This is a genomic window from Sporosarcina saromensis, from assembly GCF_033253735.1.
GTDB lineage: Bacteria > Bacillota > Bacilli > Bacillales_A > Planococcaceae > Sporosarcina > Sporosarcina saromensis.
This window is the reverse complement of sequence record NZ_JAUBDI010000003.1, coordinates 254,559-275,361: the sequence shown is the minus strand read 5'-3', so window position 1 is coordinate 275,361 and position 20,803 is coordinate 254,559. Positions and strand designations below refer to the sequence as shown.

Below are 20,803 nucleotides of genomic sequence, written 5' to 3'. Positions count from 1 at the left end.
TACGCTCCTTTCATTTGTTCTCACCATAATCACGATCATCGGTTTCCTTATATGCACTAAAATATTGTTGCGCTTCGTGGATTTCATCCCGTATTAACGACATTTCTTCATCCAATCTGAAAGCCGCTTCAGCAGCTCTTTCCAAACGATGACGGATTTCATCTGGCAATTCACCTTGGTATTTGTAATTCAGAGAATGCTCAATGGAAGCCCAAAAATTCATCGCAAGCGTTCGTATTTGAATCTCAGCAAGAATCGTCTTCTCTCCATGAATCGTTTGGACAGGGTACTCAATGATCATGTGGAACGATCGATAGCCGCTCGGTTTTTTATTGGAGATATAATCCCTTTCTTCGATCACTCGAAGATCAGTACGTTTACGTAAAGTTGTGACAACCTTTCCGATATCATCTACAAATTGGCACATGATACGCAAACCGGCTATGTCTGGCAACTCTTCTGCCAATTCAGCAGATGGTTTGAATGGGATTCTTTTTTCCAGTGTTTTATCATATATGCTTGCAAGAGGCTTTACACGGCCTGTCACAAATTCGACAGGCATATGAACACCTTCCAGTTCGTATTGTGCCCGTAATCCTTTTAGTTTCACTTTCAGTTCTGCAACTGCCTGCTTATAAGGCTCAAGAAATTGTTTCCATTCCCTCATCACTAGCCCTCCCGACTGTTAGTTCACACGTTGAAGGAAAGCCTCGAACTCCTGCTCAACTGCAGTTGTGAATGCCTCTCCATAATTGTCGTTCCCCTCAATATTGTATAAAAGCATCGTTAGCTCCTCGATAAAGCCTTTTAAAGGTATTGATTCATCCTTCCAGACGAGGTACGGATCTGCACCCCCATCCAATGCTTGCAACATAGATGACCATGTCTCCCGCGGAAAGTGTATGTAAGCGTAGCCTTCATCTACATCCATTAAATAAACGAATGCTGTTTCATCTGAGTCGGTAATCATTTTTTGTGCAGGTGTGCCAATGGAATGACTTTCGTTTGCTTCTAATATGAAGTGCATGTCATTTCCTACTTTTTGTCCTTCTTTTATACGGTTTTGAATTCGCATCAGACTTCTTCCTTTCACTAATCATACGTTCAGTCTACCATATGAAACGCACTCATGCAGTCTGTAACATGCGTTTTTAGAAGGAACTTGTTATACTTGAATGAGAGTTAACTGTTTGCAACAGTCAGGAAGGGATAGGGTATGAAATGGACGCGCGTGCAATACGTTCTTTACTAGACATACAATCGATGCAGACACTTGGTGCAGTACAATCACAATCTATAAATTACGAAACATCTCTATTTATCACAATGTTGAGTGAAGTACTTAACGCTACAAGTAATGACAATCTGCAATCTAACTATTTTCAGCACAACGCATTCGGTCTGTCTGGCAGTTTGCAGACATTCGAAAGCTTACGTTATCGCAATCCGGAAGCAGTTTATATGCCTGCATTAAATGGATTGGAAAGGTACACGAATTATTCCGTTCATGAAGATATGCAGACTACGATGACCGACAATCAGTTTACCCATGTCATCCGGCAAGCAGCAGATGCCTACAATTTGCCTGAACAGCTCATTTCATCTGTCATTCGACAAGAGTCGAACTTCAACCCAGATGCAATTAGTCATGCAGGTGCCACAGGCTTAATGCAACTTATGCCAGGGACTGCAAAATACCTCGGCGTAAAAAATAGTTTTGATCCGGAGCAAAATATTATGGGTGGGGCAAAATACCTTCGTCAAATGCTCAATCAATTCGGAGATGTAGAACTTGCATTAGCAGCCTATAATGCAGGTCCCGGTAATGTCAAAAAGTATGGAGGGATCCCTCCTTTCAAGGAAACTCAACGTTACGTAGCCACTGTATTAAACTATTATAATCGCTCCATCGGGTAACGCCCCATCGTTCTTTGAAGGCGATTTATTTGTGAAAGAATTGTATGGTTGTTAAAATACTCATACAGTCAGAGCAAAGGAGATTGACATACATGACTCGAAAACCTTTGATTCCTTATGAGGAAATCGGCGCTGCAAAATTATCAGAGCTCATTGATCGTTTTTATGAAAAAGTGGCTGTCCATCCAGACTTATATCCGATTTTCCCAAAAGACCTGACGGAAACAGCACGAAAGCAAAAACAATTCCAAACACAATACTTAGGCGGACCGAACTTATTCACGGAAGAACACGGACATCCGATGATGAAAGCGCGTCATATGCCTTTTCCTATAACACCAACTCGTGCAAGAGCCTGGCTCTCCTGCATGGAGGAAGCAATGGATGATGTCGGACTAGAAGGTCCTCTTCGTGACGTCTATTATCAAAGACTCGTATTGACTGCGAATCATATGGTGAATAAAAGCGAGGAGGATGGGCAGTGAATCGAGAGACCATGTTGGAAAGCAGCATTAGTTCATCAGCTTCATTGTCAAAGCCGATTGAAATCTATGTATTTGTGGATCCATTATGCAATGAAAGTTGGACATTAACACCATTACTTCGCAAACTACAAGTAGAATACGAACGCTACTTTACGTTAAAAATCGTTTTACGCACTTCGTTGCCAAAGATGAATCTCTCTTGCTTGAGAAGTAAAGAGACAACGAATTCTTGTGAAAATCATCATCCCGCTTTTCCAAGCATCGCGATGAAAGCAGCGGAGTTCCAAGGTAAGCGAGCAGGTTTCCGCTTTCTATCCAAACTCTTTGAATATACGTACTTGCAAGCTGGCAACATCCTCTCATTTGACACACTAGTCGACATTGCAGAACGCATCGGTTTGGATGTAGATGAATTCATACTAGACTTTTCATCCAATAACGTATTGCGTGCATTGCAAGTAGACTTGTATTTGGCCAATGAAATGGAAGTTGATAATGCTCCTTCTTTCGTGTTCTTCAATGAAAATATTGAAGATGAAGGGCTGAAAGTAAATGGATTGCATCATTATGAAATTTACGAGCAAATATTAGAAGAGATGGTAGGCTATGCAATCGAACCTGATCTCCCACCAACTTTGGAAGATTTGTTTAAACGATTTGACTCGTTAACGACAAAGGAGATTGCTGATATTTATCAGCTACAGGAAAAGTGTGCAGAACGCGAGTTAAAAAAACAACTCCTTCTTCAAAAAGTGGAGCGCGTTACTTGCCAAGACTTGACGTTATGGAGAAAAAGAAATTAAATCGACGAAAACATAAAGCTGTTTCAAGAAGTGAAAACACCTTCTTGAAACAGCTTTTTAAATGCTTAACAAACCCTTATTTGAAAGCGCCGCGAGGAAGACAATATAGATCTTCGTAACACTTCTGCTCGAAGTATACAAAAAGAGCATCCGCTCCTGGGGGAGAGGGATGCTCTTTACAAAGGGAATGGGAGAAATGTTCACGTTCAAACAAAAGGGGTGTATGTTTGGTATGTGATTTATTTCACATCTATAACTTATCATAAAATAATTGTACAAGCAACATTTCACGCTAAAATTCACATGACTGTCACAAATTATTTTTTAGACAAACCCTTTACCTACCAATGTTTTACTCTTTCAATCCAACAAAATATAAACAATTGTAGAAATGAAAGCGCTATCTATTCCGTTATATAAATATAACAAATTCTCAAGATAATAAAAAAGACTGACTCAGCATTCAAAAATGCTTTGTCAGTCTGTATTTTTCTACTTTACTGCTTGTTCAACAATACTTCCAATTCATTTAAACGCTCTTCAAATACTCGGCATGCCTCTTCAATCGGTTCTTTACTTGTCATATCGACACCCGCTTTTTTAAGCACTTCAATTGGATAGTCTGAAGATCCTGCTTTTAAGAACTGATTAATGTAACGGTCTACTGCAGGCTGTCCTTCCGTTAAAATCTGATGGCTTAACGCAATCGCTGCACTGAAGCCCGTCGCATATTGGTAGACGTAGTAATTGTAGTAGAAGTGAGGAATTCGAGCCCATTCCAGTGCAATTTCCTTATCTTCTTCTACTGCGTCTCCAAAATACTTCTTGTTCAACGCTGCATATTCCTCTGACAACTTATCTGCTGTCAGTGCAACCCCTTGCTGATCTAGCTGATGGATCAAATGCTCGAACTCAGCAAACATCGTTTGACGGAAAACAGTTCCACGGAATCCTTCTAACCAGTGGTTAAGCAAGTAAATGCGCTTTTGTTCATCATCTATTGTTTTCAACAGATGATCATTTAATAACGCTTCATTCACAGTCGACGCTACTTCAGCGACGAAAATGGAGTAGCCACTGTACACATACGGTTGAGATTTACGTGAATAATAGCTGTGTACACTATGACCAAATTCATGCGCCAACGTAAACATGTTGTCTACATTATCTTGCCAGTTCATTAAGACATACGGATTTGTGCCATATGAACCTGAAGAATACGCACCCGAGCGCTTGCCTTTATTTTCTCGCACATCGACCCAACGGTTTTCAAGACCTTCCTTCACAATGGAAGCATATTCCTCACCAAGTGGATGGAAACTGTCCAACATTGTTTCTTTCGCTTCTTCATATGGAATTTTCATTTCTACGTCTTTGACCATAGGAGCGAACATGTCCCACATATGAAGTTCGTTAAGTTCTAACACTTTCTTACGCAGTGCGACGTATCGATGATGCAATCCAAGATTTTTGTTAATCGTTTCAACGAGGTTATCATACACTTGCTCTGGAATATGATTTTGAGACAGTGCTGCATGGCGAGCAGATGTATAATTCCGGATGCGTGCGTTTACATTATGACTTTTCACGTTTCCACTTAATGTTGATGCAAAGGTATTTTTAAACTCACCATATTTGCTATACATCGCTTTGAATGCCTCTTCACGCACTCTCGGTTCTTTACTTTCTAGGAAACGGATATAACGGCCGTGTGACAGCTCCACTTCTTCTCCGTCCTCATCTTTCACCATCGGGAACGTTAAATCCGCATTATTTAACATGCTGAACGTTTCAGATGGACTTCCTGTCACTTCACCAATTTGCGCTAGCAATGCTTCCTGTTCAGCAGGTAGTACATGCGGACGATGTGCATTTAAAATTTCAAATTCTTGCTTGTATAATTTTAAATGATCATTTTCTTCGACGTATCGATTAAGGTCCTCTTCAGGAATTGTTAGTAGTTCAGGTGTTAAATAAGATAACGCTGTAGACACTTTGATAACGAGTGATTTTGCTCGGCTTTCCATCGCTTGATAGAAGCTGTTCGTCGTGTCTTGGTCACTTTTCAAATGAGCATACGTGTATAATTTACCGATCTTTTCATACAAGTTATCTCGATAGGCCAATGCATCGTATAGGGCTTCAGGACTGTCCGCTAACGTCCCTTTAAATGAAGGCGCTTTCTCACTTAACGTTTCGATTTCTTTAAACGCTTGTTCCCAAGCTTCATCCGTTTCAAATATGTCTTCAAGACGCCAAGTTTCTTCTACTTTTACCTGATCACGCGTCAAAACTTTGTTTTTCGCTTCACTCATTATACAAAATCCTCCCTATCCTCTTTCTTCGTAATCCGAATCATTATCATTCTCTCAATTCTGCGTTGCTTTTGCAAGAAATCTTTCTGAAATGATTTGCAAAACCTCATTTTCACTAAAATCAGTTTCTTCTCCTAATGATTGGAAGTTGTGTTGCCGTAGAAATCGACTATAATTTCTACAGGCTTCCACTTTTTCAGTAGAAGGATTTGAAAACTGGTTGACAAAACGGCTTATCCAAGTTCGACCTACACGCTGGACAGGCAAGCTATGTTGTTTACAGAAATGCAGCAAACGTAGTTGCCATTCATAGTCCGCTTCTCGGAATGCATCGTGCCCTTTCGTTGGCACGCCAATCCACAAAGGTAACTCAACAGGCAAGATCCGCAACTTGTAACAGCTTAATAAGAATGGATCTTTAATGCCTTTTCTATTCAACAGTATCCGCTTCTTTAAATCGTCCTCACGGAAAGCCTTATACATGTCTGCGTAAGAACGCAAGGCATTTTCATTGAGTAGCTTAGGACGCGCCAAAGGAAAAACTTGATAATGCATCGGTAATACGTGATGTGTACCTATATATCGTTGACCGGCTAGATGTAACAAATGATGGTAGTAGTGAAAAGTCTTTGTGTGGGGATAAAAGGTCAGAAGGACGTCTCCTTCAATTGGGGGATTTAAAGTAAACCACTCTTGAAACTTTGAAAGTCTCAAAACACTTACACCTTGGGGACAATCTACTAATGAGATAGGTGTCTGTAAGATCCATATCGGTTTCATCCCGATTGTACGAAACCCATCCGTACGTTTTTGGAGTTGATTTACCGGGATTGTGCTGCACTGAAATTCAATTGGTACATATTCTTCATCGGATGTCACTAACAAGTCAGGGCGTTGTTGAATCGCCTTCATCACCGGCTCTAACACGACATCTTTCTTTCGTTTTTGTAACAACCATTCATACAATAATTGTTTTCCGAGGAGATGTTCAGCTGACTCTCCTTCTGCAAATAAATTTTGACAGGAAGAATTGAATGCATGCGCAAAATGAGGTACTTTAAAATCTCCTACTTTCATGTGTACAGGTTTTTTACATTGAGGACAATAAAATGTCTCCATGTCTCTTCGATTCCGTAACGAAATGCGACAATCATCTTTTGACAAGATTACAAGTTGCCCATCCGTTGTACGCGCAGTTAATATGTCCACTCACTCCTCTCCGCTCAATTGTACGAATGTTTGGATGGTTTTGCAACGTTATTGTTAGAACTTTGTATATAAAACAGAAAACAGCTGTTACCAATTATTTCTCATTGGTAACAGCTGAATGGATCTTCAAGTTTCAAAATGCTTGTCAATTGTTTCTAGGACATCTGATTGGATAATCAGTTTGCCATATTCTTCGAGTCGGTGAATCGTCACTTGGGAAATTGAACCATACTCTGATAGAATACTGCCAAAATCAGATTTATCGTTATCATCCATCGTCGAGTCATCAAAGACTACATACAAGTAGAATTTGTTTTCAAATGAATAGAGTGATGTTTCGACTGCGTAAGGCGGAATTTTTTTCGATAGTGGAATCAAATGCTCGAAGTCTTCAAATACGAACATATCGGAGTTCCACACACCGGGATCATCATTCAATTCTTTTAGCAGTTGCTCTGAATCCTCGAACAGACTTGGATCAGGCTGGTATTGCTTACGCGGATCGACTAAACCAAAGCTTTCTTCAGATTCATCGTCTTCGTTCAACTGAGCTCGGGTAACCGTTACTTCTATCCCATTATTCATCGCATGGACTTGTATCCACAACGGTCCTTCTACTTCAAATTCAGTTTCATCGTTAACTTCGTCCATCATCTCCCAGAACAATTCTTCACTTTTATCGCGATTGTACCAAACTTCTTCGCGCGTAAATCCTCGTTCTTCTATATCTATATACGATAAATAAAACTTTACAGTATTATCATTGATACGCTCTATTTCCATCCCTTCTCTCTCCCTTCCTTAATAACAGGCTTAAGCCCATTTCTGTATTTTTGCAATATACCTGCAATGCTTATTCTTACTATATGTCCGTCCTTTCCATTTTGAAAGGGTTTCTCTTCTGTTAAGACATGATATTAGCATTGTAGTGAACATCAGCCGGCAAAGCAAGGGGAAAATGAAAAAGCTGATAGGTTTTGGCGAATTATCCGTCAACTCCCTATCAGCATTACTATTTCTTCAGTTAGTTTACCATGCGCCGCGCTTCAAGCAGCTGATAGGCCCTTACTTTTCTAGGTAGGAATCGTCTGATTTCATCTTCATTATACCCTACCTGCAGCCTCTTTTCATCTAGTATGATTGGTCTTCTTAAAAGACCAGGATGTTCTTGAATTAACTCATACAAACGTTGCAACGGCAAGCTTTCTACATCGACGTTCAATTTCTGGAAGATTTTTGAACGTGTTGAAATGATCTCATCGGTTCCATCTTCCGTCATTCGAAGAATTTGTTTAATTTCATTAATATTCAAAGGCTCTGAAAAAATATTACGCTCAGAATATGGAATATCATGTTCTTCCAACCATGCCTTCGCTTTTCTACATGATGTGCAACTAGGTGAGGTAAATAATGTAACTCCCATTCGCTGACACTTCCTTTCAATTGTCTTGCTCATTTGTATTGTAGTTAAACTAAATTAGAATAATTTTAATGTATCATACATACTTCTTATTATACACATATTCATTCTCAATGAATACACTTTTTACTAAAAAAGTGAAACACCATTTTCGCCTGTCACATTTCCGCAATATAACCAAGTTTGTAGCCCGTCAATCTATGTACTACTTTTACCTCTTTACTGTTATACCCGCCGAAAATAACATTTAAACATACAAGCCTTAAATATTTTCTTTTCTCATTTAGATTGTATGAATGAAAAATCACTTCTCACGTAATAGTACGTATACACATTCCAAAAAGTTTCAGGTTTCAATGAAAAAATCCCAGAATCTTTGAATCGACTCTGGGAATCTCATTACGGTGTATAATCTACACCTTCCGTATAGTTATTACCTGCATTCCATAAAAGATATTCATTAATGCCATTATCTTTCAACGCTTTGATTTGTGCTTCCACTTCGTTCTTCCCGTAGCGAAGGTAGTTGCCTGCCCCTAACCAAGGCGCACTAAAATCTTGTAACCATGGCCGCGAAACTGGCGGATTTTCTAGCTCACCAAGTTTTGCATTTTCCACTTTCGCGTATTCAGTTATAAGTCGATACGGTTCAAGATCGGGTTTTGCAATACCGAAATAAGATGTCCAGTGGCTCGGATAAATCATCGAAGAGATGACATCAACATTCTCAGAGATTTTGGAGAAGTTTTGTCCGATTCCAGGGGCTTCCGGCAAAGTCGCAGAGTACCCAAATATGTCAACGGAGACGTCTACGTCATACGGTTTCAATTTTTCTTTGGCATACGCTACAAAATCTGTTACGGCTTGCACTCTTCGTTGAACAGGGTCTAAGTCTGATTCAGCATAAGTACCCATCGAGTATTGCAAGGTTTCATGACGTTTCTCAAACCCTTCTGGGAAACGGACATAGTCGAACTGAATTTCTTGGAAGCCCATCTTGGCAGCTTCAATGGCTATTTCAACATTATGATCCCAAACTTCTTTCATGAATGGATTTACAAAAGCTTCTTTTCTACCATTCTCCCATACTTTATCACCATCTTTAAATGACAATTCAGGCTGTTGTTTAGCAAGTACACTGTCTTTAAAAACTACAACGCGAGCAATTGGATAGACCTTTTGCTTTTCCAATGTTTCTAGCATTTTTCGAGGATCTTTAATATAGGGCTTGCCAATATCTTTTTTATAGAGCGGAGAGTCCTCTGCTGGTTTGTACGTCAAGTTCCCATAATCGTCTTTCACGTCAATAACCATCGCATTCAAATCTGTCGAATCCAGTAATTTTAACAATCTTTCAAAACGAGACCCCCCTGCCGAATGCCCAGTGACATAGATGCCTCTCACTGCATCAGGATATTCAAAAACAAGACCGGAATCATACCGGAATAATTGAGAAGTCGCTACAACATTTTCGTCTATCGCGTTAAAACCATATGTACGTTCAGCAAAACTGCTATCGGAATCTTTTTGTTCAGTAGCTTGCACACTCATCGGCAGTGCGAGAGATGCAGCAAGTACGAAAGAGCTTGCTATTTTCAAATTTCTCATGACACCCATCCTCTCTCCCCTCATTCTATCAAAGCGAAATTCCATTGAATAGACTAAATCATCTATTCCCTACATTTCTTGTTGAAAAACCTATTTTATTCGCGAATCAACACCTTTCTTGCCGAGTAGAACGATTGAAAGAGTGACAAGGATAAAATTCCATTTAACTAAACGAAACTTTTCTATTGCATTGTATCGGTTGCCGTACTATACTATTGACAATTATCTTGCAAAAAGCAAAGACGGAAAGAGTACGCTTGTTGTGACTTTCAAGAGAGCCTGTGGTTGGTGCAAACAGGTAGGACACACAAGAAGAAGTGGATTCCTGAGCTTGATTTGTGAAAGGGTGTACGCACCTGATTAGCATCTCACGTTTCCCGCGTTAAGGGTGTTGAGTGGCCTGCACGCAGGTCAATTCGGGTGGTACCACGGTTGATACACATCAGTCGTCCCTTTTTTAGGGATGACTGGTGTTTTTTTATTTTAAGGAGGCGTTTTAATGAAAACCATTTTCTCAGGCGTACAGCCTACAGGTACAGTGACATTAGGGAACTATATCGGGGCATTTAAGCAATTTACAGAGCTCCAACACGAATACGAATGTCGTTTTTGCATTGTCGATCAACACGCAATTACGGTGCAACAAGACCCTGACGAATTAGCACGAACAATTCGTTCACTTGCAGCAATTTACATCGCGAGTGGCATTGACCCAGAGAAATCCGTCCTGTTCATCCAATCTGAAGTGCCTGCACATGTGCAAGCTGGATGGATGATGCAATGTATTTCGTATATCGGTGAGCTCGAACGGATGACACAATTCAAAGATAAATCCGATGGAAAAGAAGGCGTTTCTGCAGCACTTCTTACGTACCCGCCGCTCATGGCTGCCGATATCTTAATCTACAATACGGATATTGTGCCAGTTGGGGACGATCAAAAACAACACGTTGAGTTAACACGTGACTTAGCGGAGCGTTTTAACAAGCGCTACGGAAATGTCCTGACAATTCCTGAAGTACGCATTCCTAAAAGTGGCGCACGTATTAAATCTTTACAAGATCCTTTGAAAAAAATGAGTAAATCTGATCCGAATAAAAAAGGAACGATTTCCTTGTTAGACACGCCAAAACAAATTGAAAAGAAAATCAAAAGTGCGGTCACGGATTCAGATGGTATTGTGAAGTACGATGTTGAAAACAAACCAGGCGTATCCAATCTATTGACGATTGAATCTGCTTTGACCGGTGTTTCAATCGCAGAGCTTGAATCGAAGTATGATGGCCTTGGCTACGGCGCGTTTAAAGCGGGCGTCGCAGAAGCAGTCATTAACCACTTAACACCGATTCAACAAAGGTATGAGGAGTTATTGAACTCACCGGAACTGGATGCTTATTTAGATAAAGGCGCCGAAAAAGCGAATGCCATTGCAACAGAGACGTTTAGAAAAATGGAGTCTGCGATGGGGCTCGGAAGAAGACGGTCAATAGGAGTAAGATAACAGCCAATACAAAGAGTGTGAAGTCTGCTGTTTGTATGATAAATAAGATGATTTGCTTCCAACTGTATCCTAATGAAAGATAGTTGAAGTAAAATATCATGTGCGAGACGGTTACAACAATGAGTCCGTAACTGAGAAGAAAGAGAAAGATTCGCGTCATGTACATCGCCCTTTTTTCTTCCATTGTATGAACGGTCAATCCCCTTTTAGACTACTGATCTAAAAGGGGATTGTTCTGTTGGGAATAAAGATGTAATTGTTACAGTGAGGAATAGATTTAGTTTGTCAAAAACCATTTGGCGCGAATTTTTGTGGGGTATGACGTGGTGATTGCCCGCGGTTCGGGTCATAGGAGATGGATTGATTCAGGTAGAGTACTGAGATTTGAACAATGATACATTTTGTAAAATGGAAAACGGTATTCAACATTTCCCTTCAAAACAGCTCATAACTTTGTCAAACGGCTCATAAACACTGGAAACACAGCATATTGACCGAGTTTGCCGCATAATCAGCTAAAACGCCGCATACTAACCACGTTTCGCCGCATAATCCCCAAGAACGCCGCAAACTTAGCAGCAGAATCCCAGCATAAAAAAACTGCAAACCCAAAAAATCAGGTTTGCAGTCAATCAGTCGATCTTCATCCTATTTTCTTAAACACAAGTGATGCGTTATGTCCGCCAAATCCGAGTGAGTTGCTCATTGCATAGTCGATATCAACTTTGCGTGCTTCATTCACAACGTAATCGAGATCGCATTCCGGATCTTCATTGACATAATTCATCGTTGGCGGCAAGATGCCTTCTTGTAAAGCCTTTACCGTAAAGATTGCTTCCAAACCACCTGCTGCCCCTAAAAGGTGACCCGTCATGGACTTCGTTGAGCTCATTGCAAGCTTGTATGCATGTTCGCCAAATACGGTTTTGGCAGCCATTGTTTCAAATAGATCGTTGTACGGTGTGCTCGTACCGTGCGCATTAATGTAATCGATTTTTTCAGGCGTAATTTCAGCTTCTTCCAATGCTTGTCGCATTGCACGCGCGCCGCCTTCACCTTCAGGTGCTGGCGCCGTAATGTGATGCGCGTCACCTGTAGAACCGTAACCGACTAATTCCGCGTAAATTTTCGCGCCACGTTTTACTGCGTGCTCGTATTCTTCAAGGATTAAGATACCCGCACCTTCACCAATGACAAATCCGTCACGCTCTTTATCAAATGGACGGGATGCGGTTGCAGGATCCGGGTTTAACGATAGTGCAGTGTTTGCGCAGAAACCAGCAACAGACATCGTTGTAATTGGTGCTTCTGCTCCACCTGTGATCATGACGTCCGCATCTCCACGTTTAATCACTTCAAACGCATCTCCGATAGAGTTCGTTCCAGATGCACAAGCAGTTACTGTACACGAATTAATGCCTTTCGCGCCAAAATGGATGGAAACTTGACCAGAGGCCATATCTGGAATCATCATTGGGACGAAGAAAGGACTTACACGGCGATATCCTTTTTCCATAAACGTTTTGAACTGCTGTTCATGCGTTTCCATTCCACCAATTCCTGAACCGATCCATACACCTGTGCGGTAAGCCGTTTCCTCGTCCAATTCAAGATTTGCATCTTTCATCGCCATAATGGATGCCGCCATTGCATAATGCGTAAAACGGTCCATTTTTCGCGCTTCTTTCCGTGGTAAGTATTCTTCAATGTCAAAGTCTTTCACTTCTGCTGCTACTTTCACTGGGAACTGCTCGCTATCTAGTCTTGTCAGTGGCCCGATTCCAGATTTTCCATTAATGACCGCTTCCCAAGATGCTTCAGCAGAATTTCCGACAGGAGAGACAGCTCCGATTCCCGTTACGACAACTCGACGTTTTTCCATACTCAAAACTCCCCTTCATTAAAAACTAGTAATTAAATAACAAAATTTAACCGTTCAGCCTACTCGACAGGCAAGTAGATTAAAGTCGTACACCTAGATGACTTTTCAATTCTTATTCATTATATAATAATGTTCACTTATTTTCCCCATTTAATGCAAAGCGCGCCCCATGTCAATCCGCCGCCGAAACCGACCAACACGATAATGTCATCGTCTTTCACGCGACCTTCTGCTAAATCATCTACTAAAGAAATAGGGATTGAAGCAGCTGACGTGTTGCCATATTTATGGACGGTTTTGGACATTTTCTCAACAGGCAGTCCTAAACGCTCACGTGATGCTTCCATAATCCGGATATTTGCTTGGTGAGGTATTAAATAATCAACGTCATCAGTCGTCAACCCGGCCTTTTCCGTCACACTTACAGCCGATTCACCCATTTGGCGGACAGCAAATTTAAACACTTCACGACCATTCATATGAATGTATTTGTCTTGGTAAAGGTATTTTCCGCCTACACCATCCGCACCGAGTTCAAACGATAAGATTCCTCGGCCCTCACTCACTTCACTAACAACTGCAGCACCGGCTCCATCTCCAAATAGCACTGCTGTATTTCGATCTTCCCAATCGGTAATTTTGGATAACTTTTCTACGCCGACGACAAGAACATGCTTATACGTTCCTGCTTCGACAAAATGTTTCGCTGTTACAACACCATACATGAACCCTGCACAAGCTGCAGATACATCCATCGCAGCTGCATTTTTTGCACCTAAACGCTCTTGTATCATCGTTGCAACAGACGGGAATGGACGATCACCTGTTACGGTCGCCACTAAAATCATGCCGATATCTTCAGGCTGAAGACCTGCGTTTTCAATTGCACTTACCGCAGCATGGTACGCCATATCCGATGTATCCATATCAGCATCTGCAATGCGTCTTTCTTCAATTCCAGTACGCGTACGAATCCATTCATCCGTCGTATCAATACGTGCTTCCAAGTCTTTATTCGTAACAATTTGAGAAGGGACATACTTCCCGACACCTATCAACCCTGCGTTCATTTCACATACCCCGTTCCTTATCATCTATTATTAGTACCTGGTATTAATTATAAAAGATGTGCCTATACTTTTCAATATGCAGACACAATTTTGCCAAAGAATGTGGAAAGTGTACATTATTTTGTTTGATGAATGTATGGGCTATGGTATGATAATTAATGAATAAGTATTGTCGAGGTGAATCTGATGAAATATATTATGGCTTTCGTATGGTCTTTCCTTTTAGTGACCATGTTGAATTATGTTGCAGGATCAATCGCTGGAATCCCACATTTCGACTTCATGAGTGGTGTCATCGCTTCTGTTGTTCTTGGAGCAATCATTCTCGTTATTACATCTACTATGTCAGATGAGGAAGTAGCAGATTACTGAGCAACCGGAACCGTCCTTACAGAGGGCGGTTTTTTTGTGCAAAAAATGAGGCTAGGACAAAAACTCTAAATAGACCGTTCCTCTGCACTACAAAAGGCACGCTTTCCGCGGGGCGCGCTTGAGCCAATCGAACAACGAAGAGTTCGATTTGCCGTATTTCTGCGTACTTTGCGGAAATTAAGGCATCCTTGCTCCCAACGCTGCGCTTTTGCTCGCAAAAGCCGTTCTACGTGACGGCTTTCCCTGCGGGGTCTCAACATTCGCGCTAAATCCCGCAGGAGTCGGCCTTTTTCCGTTCCGATCCACTCATTAATATAAAAAAGAAACTTAGTAAAAGCAGAAAAAATGCATGCCGACGATATTTGCCTGCATGCATTATATTATTTTGTCCCAACCTCATTCTTCATTATACTTTTTCCACTTGTAACGCTCCGTTGACCATCTCAAGCATCAACTTTTGCCCGTCTTTCAAGTCACCTTTAATGATTTCTTTAGCCACAGCCGTTTCGACATGGCGTTGGATGAACCGTTTTAATGGTCTAGCACCAAAATCCGCGTCGGTCCCTTGATCTACAATCCAATCTAGGACCGCATCATCGAACACCAACTCAACATCTTGTGAATCGAGTCGTTTCGCCAAATCATCAAGCATTTTACCGGCGATCAAACGGAACGTGTCTCCAGATAATGAATGGAAAATGATAATGTCATCCATTCGGTTTAGTAGCTCCGGTTTGAAATGTCTTCGCAACTCCGCCATGACTAAGTCTTCTGCGGCATGTTCATCCGAGTCAAACTGACCGTCTAGTAAATACGCCGATCCGAGGTTCGATGTCATGATAACGACGGTATTTGTAAAATTGACAAGTCTACCTTGAGAATCGGTTATGCGACCGTCGTCTAAGATTTGAAGCAGGATGTTCGACACATCCGGGTGTGCTTTTTCAATTTCGTCGAGCAACACAACGGAATAAGGGTTGCGCCGAACCGCTTCCGTCAACTGTCCGCCTTCCTCATATCCGATATAACCGGGAGGTGCACCGACTAGACGGGACACACTATGCTTTTCCATGTATTCCGACATATCAATTCGAATAAAGTGATCTTCTGAGTCAAAAAGAGTCGCCGCTAACGTTTTCGCCAATTCTGTTTTCCCTACTCCTGTTGGCCCAAGGAAGAGGAAAGAACCAATTGGCTTATTCGGGTCTTTAATACCTGCGCGCGCTCGCCAAACTGCTTCTGTTACAAGTTGCACGGCATCGTCTTGCCCAACGACACGTTCTTCCAACGTTTCACGCAGTCGAAGCAATTTTTCCCTTTCCCCTTCTACAAGTTTCGTCACAGGAATGCCGGTCCATCTCGCGACAATCGTTGCGATTTCCTCTTCCGTCACTTCTTCTCGGAGTAATCGGGTTGAATCTTGATCGACGAGAGAAGCTTCAAGTTCTTGTAACTCCTTCTCCAAATTAGGAATTTTTCCGTATTGGAGTTCTGCCGCTTTATTCAAATCAAAACGATTTTGTGCATCTTCAAGCTCCCGACGATAACGATCGAGTTGTTCACGCTTCGTTTGGATACTGTTCAACGCCTCTTTTTCTTTATCCCATTGTTCTCGCATCTCGGCAGATGAATCCTTTAATTCCTGCAATTCATCCCGTAATGTTGCAAGACGCGTCTGACTCATCGCATCTTTTTCTTTCCGTAATGCTTGTTCTTCAATTTCTAGCTGCATAATTCTCCGCGTCACCGAGTCTAGTTCTTGAGGCATTGAATCGATTTCAGTCCGGATCATTGCACTCGCCTCATCCATTAGGTCAATCGCTTTGTCCGGCATGAAACGCTCCGTCAAATAACGGTCAGATAATGTTGCTGCCGCCACAAGCGCACGGTCATGAATTCTGACACCATGATGGAGTTCGAAGCGTTCTTTCAACCCACGTAAAATTGAAATCGTATCCTCTACAGACGGTTCACGAACGAGCACTTGTTGGAATCGACGCTCTAGAGCAGGATCTTTTTCGATATACATGCGGTATTCATCAAGCGTCGTCGCGCCGATACAATGCAGTTCACCACGCGCGAGCATCGGTTTTAACATGTTACCGGCATCCATCGCACCGTCTGTTTTACCCGCGCCGACAATCGTATGGATTTCGTCAATGAAAAGGATTATTTCCCCTTCACTCTCTTTCACTTGCTTGAGGACACCTTTTAACCGCTCTTCAAATTCACCACGATATTTCGCTCCTGCAATGAGCGAGCTCATGTCCAACTCGAAAATTTGACGGTTTTTAAGTCCTTCAGGCACATCGCCTTTTACAATCCGTTGGGCAAGCCCTTCCACAATTGCTGTTTTCCCAACGCCTGGTTCTCCAATAAGGACAGGGTTGTTTTTTGTTTTTCTAGATAAAATCCGGATGACATTGCGAATTTCTTCATCCCGTCCAATGACCGGATCCATCTTCCCTTTTCGTACGTCTTCCACTAAATTTCGTCCAAATTGTTCCAACGGCGTTTTTTGATCTTCTTGTACGCTATCCATTCTCATTCATCTATCACCTCAACTGTTTGACTTTGACTATCTTTGATTAATTATAGTATAGTCAAAAATGATCAAAACGTAAAGTTTTTTGCACGTACTGAACGCGTTAAATCGTTAATGAAGTTTTCTTGGTGATACGAGTACCCCATCCTCGTCCGCATAAACATAATGCCCGGGCGTCCAATTGACATCACCAAAAAACAAAGAAACTGACCGCTCGCCTTTCCCTTCCTTTTTACTACGAATTGGATTCTTTCCAATTGCCAGGATTCCTACATCAAGTGCTGCTAGTTCGGCCGTATCACGCACACATCCATTAATGATGATACCTGCTACTTTACGTGTTTCGGCAATTTGCGCCAATTGGTCTCCAAGCAATGCACATCTAACAGAACCTCCACCGTCTACGACTAGAACCGTTCCTTCATTCATTTGCTCAAGGGTTTCCCTAACAAGGACGTTATCTTCAAACACACGCACTGTTTCAATTGGTCCAAAAAAGCGCTTCTGCTTGCCGAATGAATGAAACTTGAGTGAGCAAAGCGTCAATTCTTCACCGTATTGGTCAAACAAGTCTGTTGTTTTCATTGAATTTCCTCCTTAGCTAGTAAAAAAAGACTGCATGACATATCGTCAAACAGTCTCTTCGGTGTATAATTAGCGCACGCCAAGTGCCATTTTTGCATAGCGGGACATATTGTCACGAGACCATGGTGGACTCCAGACAATATTTACATCTACATCTTTTACTTCAGGAAGCTCCATAAGTTCTTGTTTAATGTTCGCTACAATTTGCGGTCCCATCGGACAGCCCATTGAAGTTAACGTCATCGTAACAATCGCCGTACCTTCTTCGTTTAACTCCGCATCGTAAACAAGACCTAGGTTGACAATATCGATCCCTAATTCAGGGTCGATGACATTTTCAAGAGCACCCATCAAGCTGCCTTTCATATCCTCGCTCATTCAAATACCCCTTTCGTTTCGTTGTCCCTTCATCATAGCAAGGTTATGCTATTCATTCAAATAACTTGCGAGCCAATCGACCGAACGCAACATGCCTGTTCGAGAAACAGCATGTCCCGCTTCTGAATCGGTCATGAATTCGAACCGTTCTGGTAGGTTGATGTAATCTTTTTTAGCGGCATTATAGAAATTAAACGTTGGTTCATAAGGTACCGTCGTATCATTCTTTCCATGCCAGAAAAATACAGGTCGCCCAGCTAATTTTTCACGTTGTTTCGTCATATCAAAAAATGCTAATGTATCGAGCAACGATTGACGGTCTTCATCCGAAATGGGTAACTTGAAACCTCTTCTCTCAAATTGCGCAATTTGTGCTTTCGCCAATTCGACGTAACCGGGTGCCCCCATCATGACTGTTGCCACATCAATCCACGGATAAGCTGTCAAACAACCGAGCGTCGTAATGCCTCCCATGGAAGTGCCCCCCATGCCAATTTTCGTTACCCCTCTTTGTTGCAGTTCATTGTGCAGCACTGCCATTTCTTCAATCGACGTTAACACGATTTCCCAAAATCGAAGGCTTAATTGCACTTCATCTAACTGTTCACTGCGAACGCCATGCAAATGCGCTTCAGGAAGAAGGACACGGAGCCCTTGCTTGGCCATGTTATATGCGTAATGTAAATTGTGCTCTTTCGCACTTGTAAATCCATGTAAGAAGATTACAGCTGGAATGTTGCTATTTTGCAGGGATTCATCCACAATATGTAATAAAGGGATATTCGTCTTGCCCCATTGTTCCTCTCTAACAATCATGCAAACACCTTCTATACCTTTTTAGTAAATCGTAACAAAGTTTTACTAGAAAAACAAAAAATAGGCGTGTGGCGGAATTTTTTGACTTACGCCTTATGATAACGCTACACTGAACAGTAGATAATAAGAGCCAATTACTCAAAAACATATTTAACAACGAGGGGGACGACTCAATGAAACCGCATTTAATTGTCCTCGATTTGGACGGGACATTATTAACAGATGAAAAAATCATCTCAGAAAAAACTGCACATACTTTGAAATTGGCGGAAGAACAAGGGCATCAGATTATGATTGCAACAGGACGACCGTATCGAGCGAGCGCTGTCTATTACAAGCAACTCGGTTTACAAACACCTATTGTCAATTTTAACGGTGCGTTTGTCCATAATCCAACGGATACGAATTGGCAAACCATTCACGAAACGATTTCCTTACCTGTCGTAAGGAACGTCGTCGATGCGATGCAGGATTTTCGTTTTCACAATATCATTGCTGAAGTGATGGACGATGTGTATATGCAAGTGCACGACGAGAAGATGCTCGATGTACTGACATTTGGAGAGCCGATTATTACAGCAGGTGATATACGCCATTCATTACAAGTCGATCCAACAAGTTTACTCATTCATGCAGACTCGAAAAATGTCGATCCGATCAGACGCCATTTAGCAGATGTGCATGCGGAAGTGATTGACCATAGACGATGGGGAGCTCCTTTTGATGTCATTGAAATTGTCCGTCACGGATTGAACAAAGCGGTTGGGATTTCACATGTTTCCAAATGGCTCGACATCCCGCGGGAACGGATCATCGCGTTCGGGGATGAAGACAACGACCTTGAAATGATCGATTATGCAGGTACGGGAGTCGCCATGGGCAATGGCATTGACCGATTAAAATCGATTGCAAATGAAGTGACGATGACGAACAACGAAGATGGAATTGCAACGTTCTTAAAGGAACGCTTAAAACTATAGAAATGAGGGGTAGTTATGAGAATTTTTGCGGATAGTGGTTCAGATTTACCGAAATCATTTTTTGAAGAAAACAATGTAACGCTAATTCCATTGAAAGTATTAGTAGATGACAAAGAGTTTGATGACATTACCGAAATTGATGCGCACGAAATCTACTCCGCAATACGTAGTGGAAAGCATCCGAAAACGTCACAAGCCTCTCCGGAACTGTTGCTCAATACGTGGAAGGAGTTAGCAAAAAGCGGAGAAGACGGACTGTATATCGCTTTCTCTTCTGAGTTATCAGGTACGTACAATACTGCAGTCATGATGCGAGACCAAGTAAAAGAAGTCAATCCGAGTATGAATATGATTATCATTGATTCGCGATGCGCTTCGCTTGGCCATGGACTTCTCGTAAAAGAGGCTGTTCGTTTACGGGATGCAGGTGACGATATCCGGACAATCGAACGCAAAATTCGCCATATGGCTGCTCATATGGAGCATTTATTTACAGTAGAGGATTTAGATTATTTGGCGAAAGGCGGACGGGTGTCAAAAGCAAGTGCATTCATCGGTGGATTATTGAATATTAAACCGTTGCTTCATGTAGAAAGCGGCAAACTCGTACCGATTGAAAAACATCGCGGTCGCAAAAAAGTATTAAAACGGATGATCGACCTTATGGATGAGCGTGGAGTAAATTTAGCCAACCAAACGATTGCCATCAGTCATGGTGATGACTTACAGACCGCCAAAGAAGTTCAAGCACTCATCGAAGAACGTTTTAAGCCAAAAGCAACTGAAATCCATATGATTGGTTCCGTCATCGGGTCACACGCTGGCCCTGGCACAATCGCCATCTTCTTTTTGAATAAAGAAATGAACGCATAAAGAAAAACGCCTTTTCAGACAGGCTTACCACCTGTCATGAAAAG

20 protein-coding genes and 1 other annotated feature are annotated in these 20,803 nt (G+C 41.7%); of the genes, 7 read left to right on the top strand and 13 right to left on the bottom strand.

Annotated elements, in window-relative coordinates:
- Window positions 1-10: 10 nt before the first annotated feature.
- Together QT711_RS05750 and QT711_RS05745 are read right to left on the bottom strand one after the other, a co-directional pair.
- On the bottom strand, window positions 11-667 hold the full coding sequence (locus QT711_RS05750; RefSeq protein WP_317942556.1) for a GTP pyrophosphokinase: 657 nt from the start codon (window positions 665-667) through the stop codon (window positions 11-13).
- Window positions 668-685: 18 nt separating this feature from the next.
- Complete coding sequence (locus tag QT711_RS05745) at window positions 686-1,075, bottom strand: UPF0738 family protein (RefSeq protein ID WP_317942555.1); 390 nt, start codon at window positions 1,073-1,075, stop codon at window positions 686-688.
- 146 nt (window positions 1,076-1,221) lie between these two features.
- Between QT711_RS05745 and QT711_RS05740 the strand changes: the two genes are divergently transcribed.
- The 3 genes from QT711_RS05740 to QT711_RS05730 all read left to right on the top strand — a co-directional run bounded on the left by QT711_RS05740 (window position 1,222) and on the right by QT711_RS05730 (window position 3,205).
- Window positions 1,222-1,917, top strand: a complete 696-nt coding sequence (locus QT711_RS05740) for a lytic transglycosylase domain-containing protein (protein ID WP_317942554.1) — start codon at window positions 1,222-1,224, stop codon at window positions 1,915-1,917.
- A gap of 92 nt (window positions 1,918-2,009) precedes the next feature.
- Window positions 2,010-2,402, top strand: a complete 393-nt coding sequence (locus tag QT711_RS05735; RefSeq protein ID WP_317942553.1) for a globin domain-containing protein — start codon at window positions 2,010-2,012, stop codon at window positions 2,400-2,402.
- Window positions 2,399-3,205 carry a DsbA family protein gene (locus QT711_RS05730; RefSeq protein WP_317942552.1) on the top strand — a complete coding sequence of 269 codons (807 nt, stop codon included), beginning with the start codon at window positions 2,399-2,401 and terminating at the stop codon, window positions 3,203-3,205. Before QT711_RS05735 ends, QT711_RS05730 begins: the two co-directional genes overlap by 4 nt.
- Before the next feature lie 497 nt (window positions 3,206-3,702).
- Here QT711_RS05730 and pepF read toward each other — a convergent pair whose 3' ends face one another.
- From pepF to QT711_RS05705, 5 genes are all read right to left on the bottom strand, one after another.
- A complete protein-coding gene (pepF, locus tag QT711_RS05725) occupies window positions 3,703-5,520 on the bottom strand; it encodes an oligoendopeptidase F (protein WP_317942551.1) in 1,818 nt (605 codons plus the stop codon).
- 54 nt (window positions 5,521-5,574) lie between these two features.
- A complete protein-coding gene (locus tag QT711_RS05720) occupies window positions 5,575-6,729 on the bottom strand; it encodes a competence protein CoiA (RefSeq protein ID WP_317942550.1) in 1,155 nt (384 codons plus the stop codon).
- Between the two features lie 126 nt (window positions 6,730-6,855).
- The gene (gene mecA, locus QT711_RS05715) at window positions 6,856-7,512 is read right to left on the bottom strand and encodes an adaptor protein MecA (protein ID WP_317942549.1); all 657 of its coding nucleotides are present in this window, start codon (window positions 7,510-7,512) and stop codon (window positions 6,856-6,858) included.
- 241 nt (window positions 7,513-7,753) lie between these two features.
- Window positions 7,754-8,152, bottom strand: coding sequence for a transcriptional regulator SpxA (gene spxA, locus QT711_RS05710; protein WP_317942548.1), 399 nt, complete (start codon window positions 8,150-8,152; stop codon window positions 7,754-7,756).
- 396 nt (window positions 8,153-8,548) lie between these two features.
- Window positions 8,549-9,757, bottom strand: coding sequence for a putative glycoside hydrolase (locus QT711_RS05705; protein ID WP_317942547.1), 1,209 nt, complete (start codon window positions 9,755-9,757; stop codon window positions 8,549-8,551).
- Window positions 9,758-9,987: 230 nt separating this feature from the next.
- Window positions 9,988-10,214: a binding site (T-box leader), on the top strand.
- A 42-nt stretch (window positions 10,215-10,256) separates the two neighbouring features.
- Between QT711_RS05705 and trpS the strand changes: the two genes are divergently transcribed.
- Complete coding sequence (gene trpS / locus QT711_RS05700; protein ID WP_317942546.1) at window positions 10,257-11,258, top strand: tryptophan--tRNA ligase; 1,002 nt, start codon at window positions 10,257-10,259, stop codon at window positions 11,256-11,258.
- A gap of 643 nt (window positions 11,259-11,901) precedes the next feature.
- Here the strand turns inward: trpS and fabF are convergent.
- Both fabF and QT711_RS05690 read right to left on the bottom strand, forming a co-directional pair.
- On the bottom strand, window positions 11,902-13,140 hold the full coding sequence (gene fabF, locus QT711_RS05695) for a beta-ketoacyl-ACP synthase II (protein WP_317942545.1): 1,239 nt from the start codon (window positions 13,138-13,140) through the stop codon (window positions 11,902-11,904).
- Window positions 13,141-13,277: 137 nt separating this feature from the next.
- On the bottom strand, window positions 13,278-14,210 hold the full coding sequence (locus QT711_RS05690; protein ID WP_317942544.1) for a beta-ketoacyl-ACP synthase III: 933 nt from the start codon (window positions 14,208-14,210) through the stop codon (window positions 13,278-13,280).
- A 186-nt stretch (window positions 14,211-14,396) separates the two neighbouring features.
- On the opposite strand from QT711_RS05690, the gene QT711_RS05685 reads away from it, so the two are divergent.
- Window positions 14,397-14,582 (top strand): DUF2929 family protein, encoded by a 186-nt coding sequence (locus QT711_RS05685; protein WP_317942543.1) that lies wholly within the window; start codon window positions 14,397-14,399, stop codon window positions 14,580-14,582.
- Between the two features lie 406 nt (window positions 14,583-14,988).
- Here QT711_RS05685 and QT711_RS05680 read toward each other — a convergent pair whose 3' ends face one another.
- The 4 genes from QT711_RS05680 to QT711_RS05665 all read right to left on the bottom strand — a co-directional run bounded on the left by QT711_RS05680 (window position 14,989) and on the right by QT711_RS05665 (window position 18,906).
- Window positions 14,989-17,124 carry an ATP-dependent Clp protease ATP-binding subunit gene (locus QT711_RS05680; RefSeq protein WP_317942621.1) on the bottom strand — a complete coding sequence of 712 codons (2,136 nt, stop codon included), beginning with the start codon at window positions 17,122-17,124 and terminating at the stop codon, window positions 14,989-14,991.
- Window positions 17,125-17,238: 114 nt separating this feature from the next.
- On the bottom strand, window positions 17,239-17,712 hold the full coding sequence (rraA, locus tag QT711_RS05675; protein WP_317942542.1) for a ribonuclease E activity regulator RraA: 474 nt from the start codon (window positions 17,710-17,712) through the stop codon (window positions 17,239-17,241).
- Window positions 17,713-17,781: 69 nt separating this feature from the next.
- The gene (locus tag QT711_RS05670; RefSeq protein WP_317942541.1) at window positions 17,782-18,090 is read right to left on the bottom strand and encodes a metal-sulfur cluster assembly factor; all 309 of its coding nucleotides are present in this window, start codon (window positions 18,088-18,090) and stop codon (window positions 17,782-17,784) included.
- Window positions 18,091-18,138: 48 nt separating this feature from the next.
- Window positions 18,139-18,906, bottom strand: coding sequence for a prolyl oligopeptidase family serine peptidase (locus QT711_RS05665; protein WP_317942540.1), 768 nt, complete (start codon window positions 18,904-18,906; stop codon window positions 18,139-18,141).
- Between the two features lie 173 nt (window positions 18,907-19,079).
- On the opposite strand from QT711_RS05665, the gene QT711_RS05660 reads away from it, so the two are divergent.
- Both QT711_RS05660 and QT711_RS05655 read left to right on the top strand, forming a co-directional pair.
- On the top strand, window positions 19,080-19,886 hold the full coding sequence (locus QT711_RS05660) for a Cof-type HAD-IIB family hydrolase (protein WP_317942539.1): 807 nt from the start codon (window positions 19,080-19,082) through the stop codon (window positions 19,884-19,886).
- Between the two features lie 15 nt (window positions 19,887-19,901).
- The gene (locus QT711_RS05655; RefSeq protein ID WP_317942538.1) at window positions 19,902-20,759 is read left to right on the top strand and encodes a DegV family protein; all 858 of its coding nucleotides are present in this window, start codon (window positions 19,902-19,904) and stop codon (window positions 20,757-20,759) included.
- Window positions 20,760-20,803: the final 44 nt, after the last annotated feature.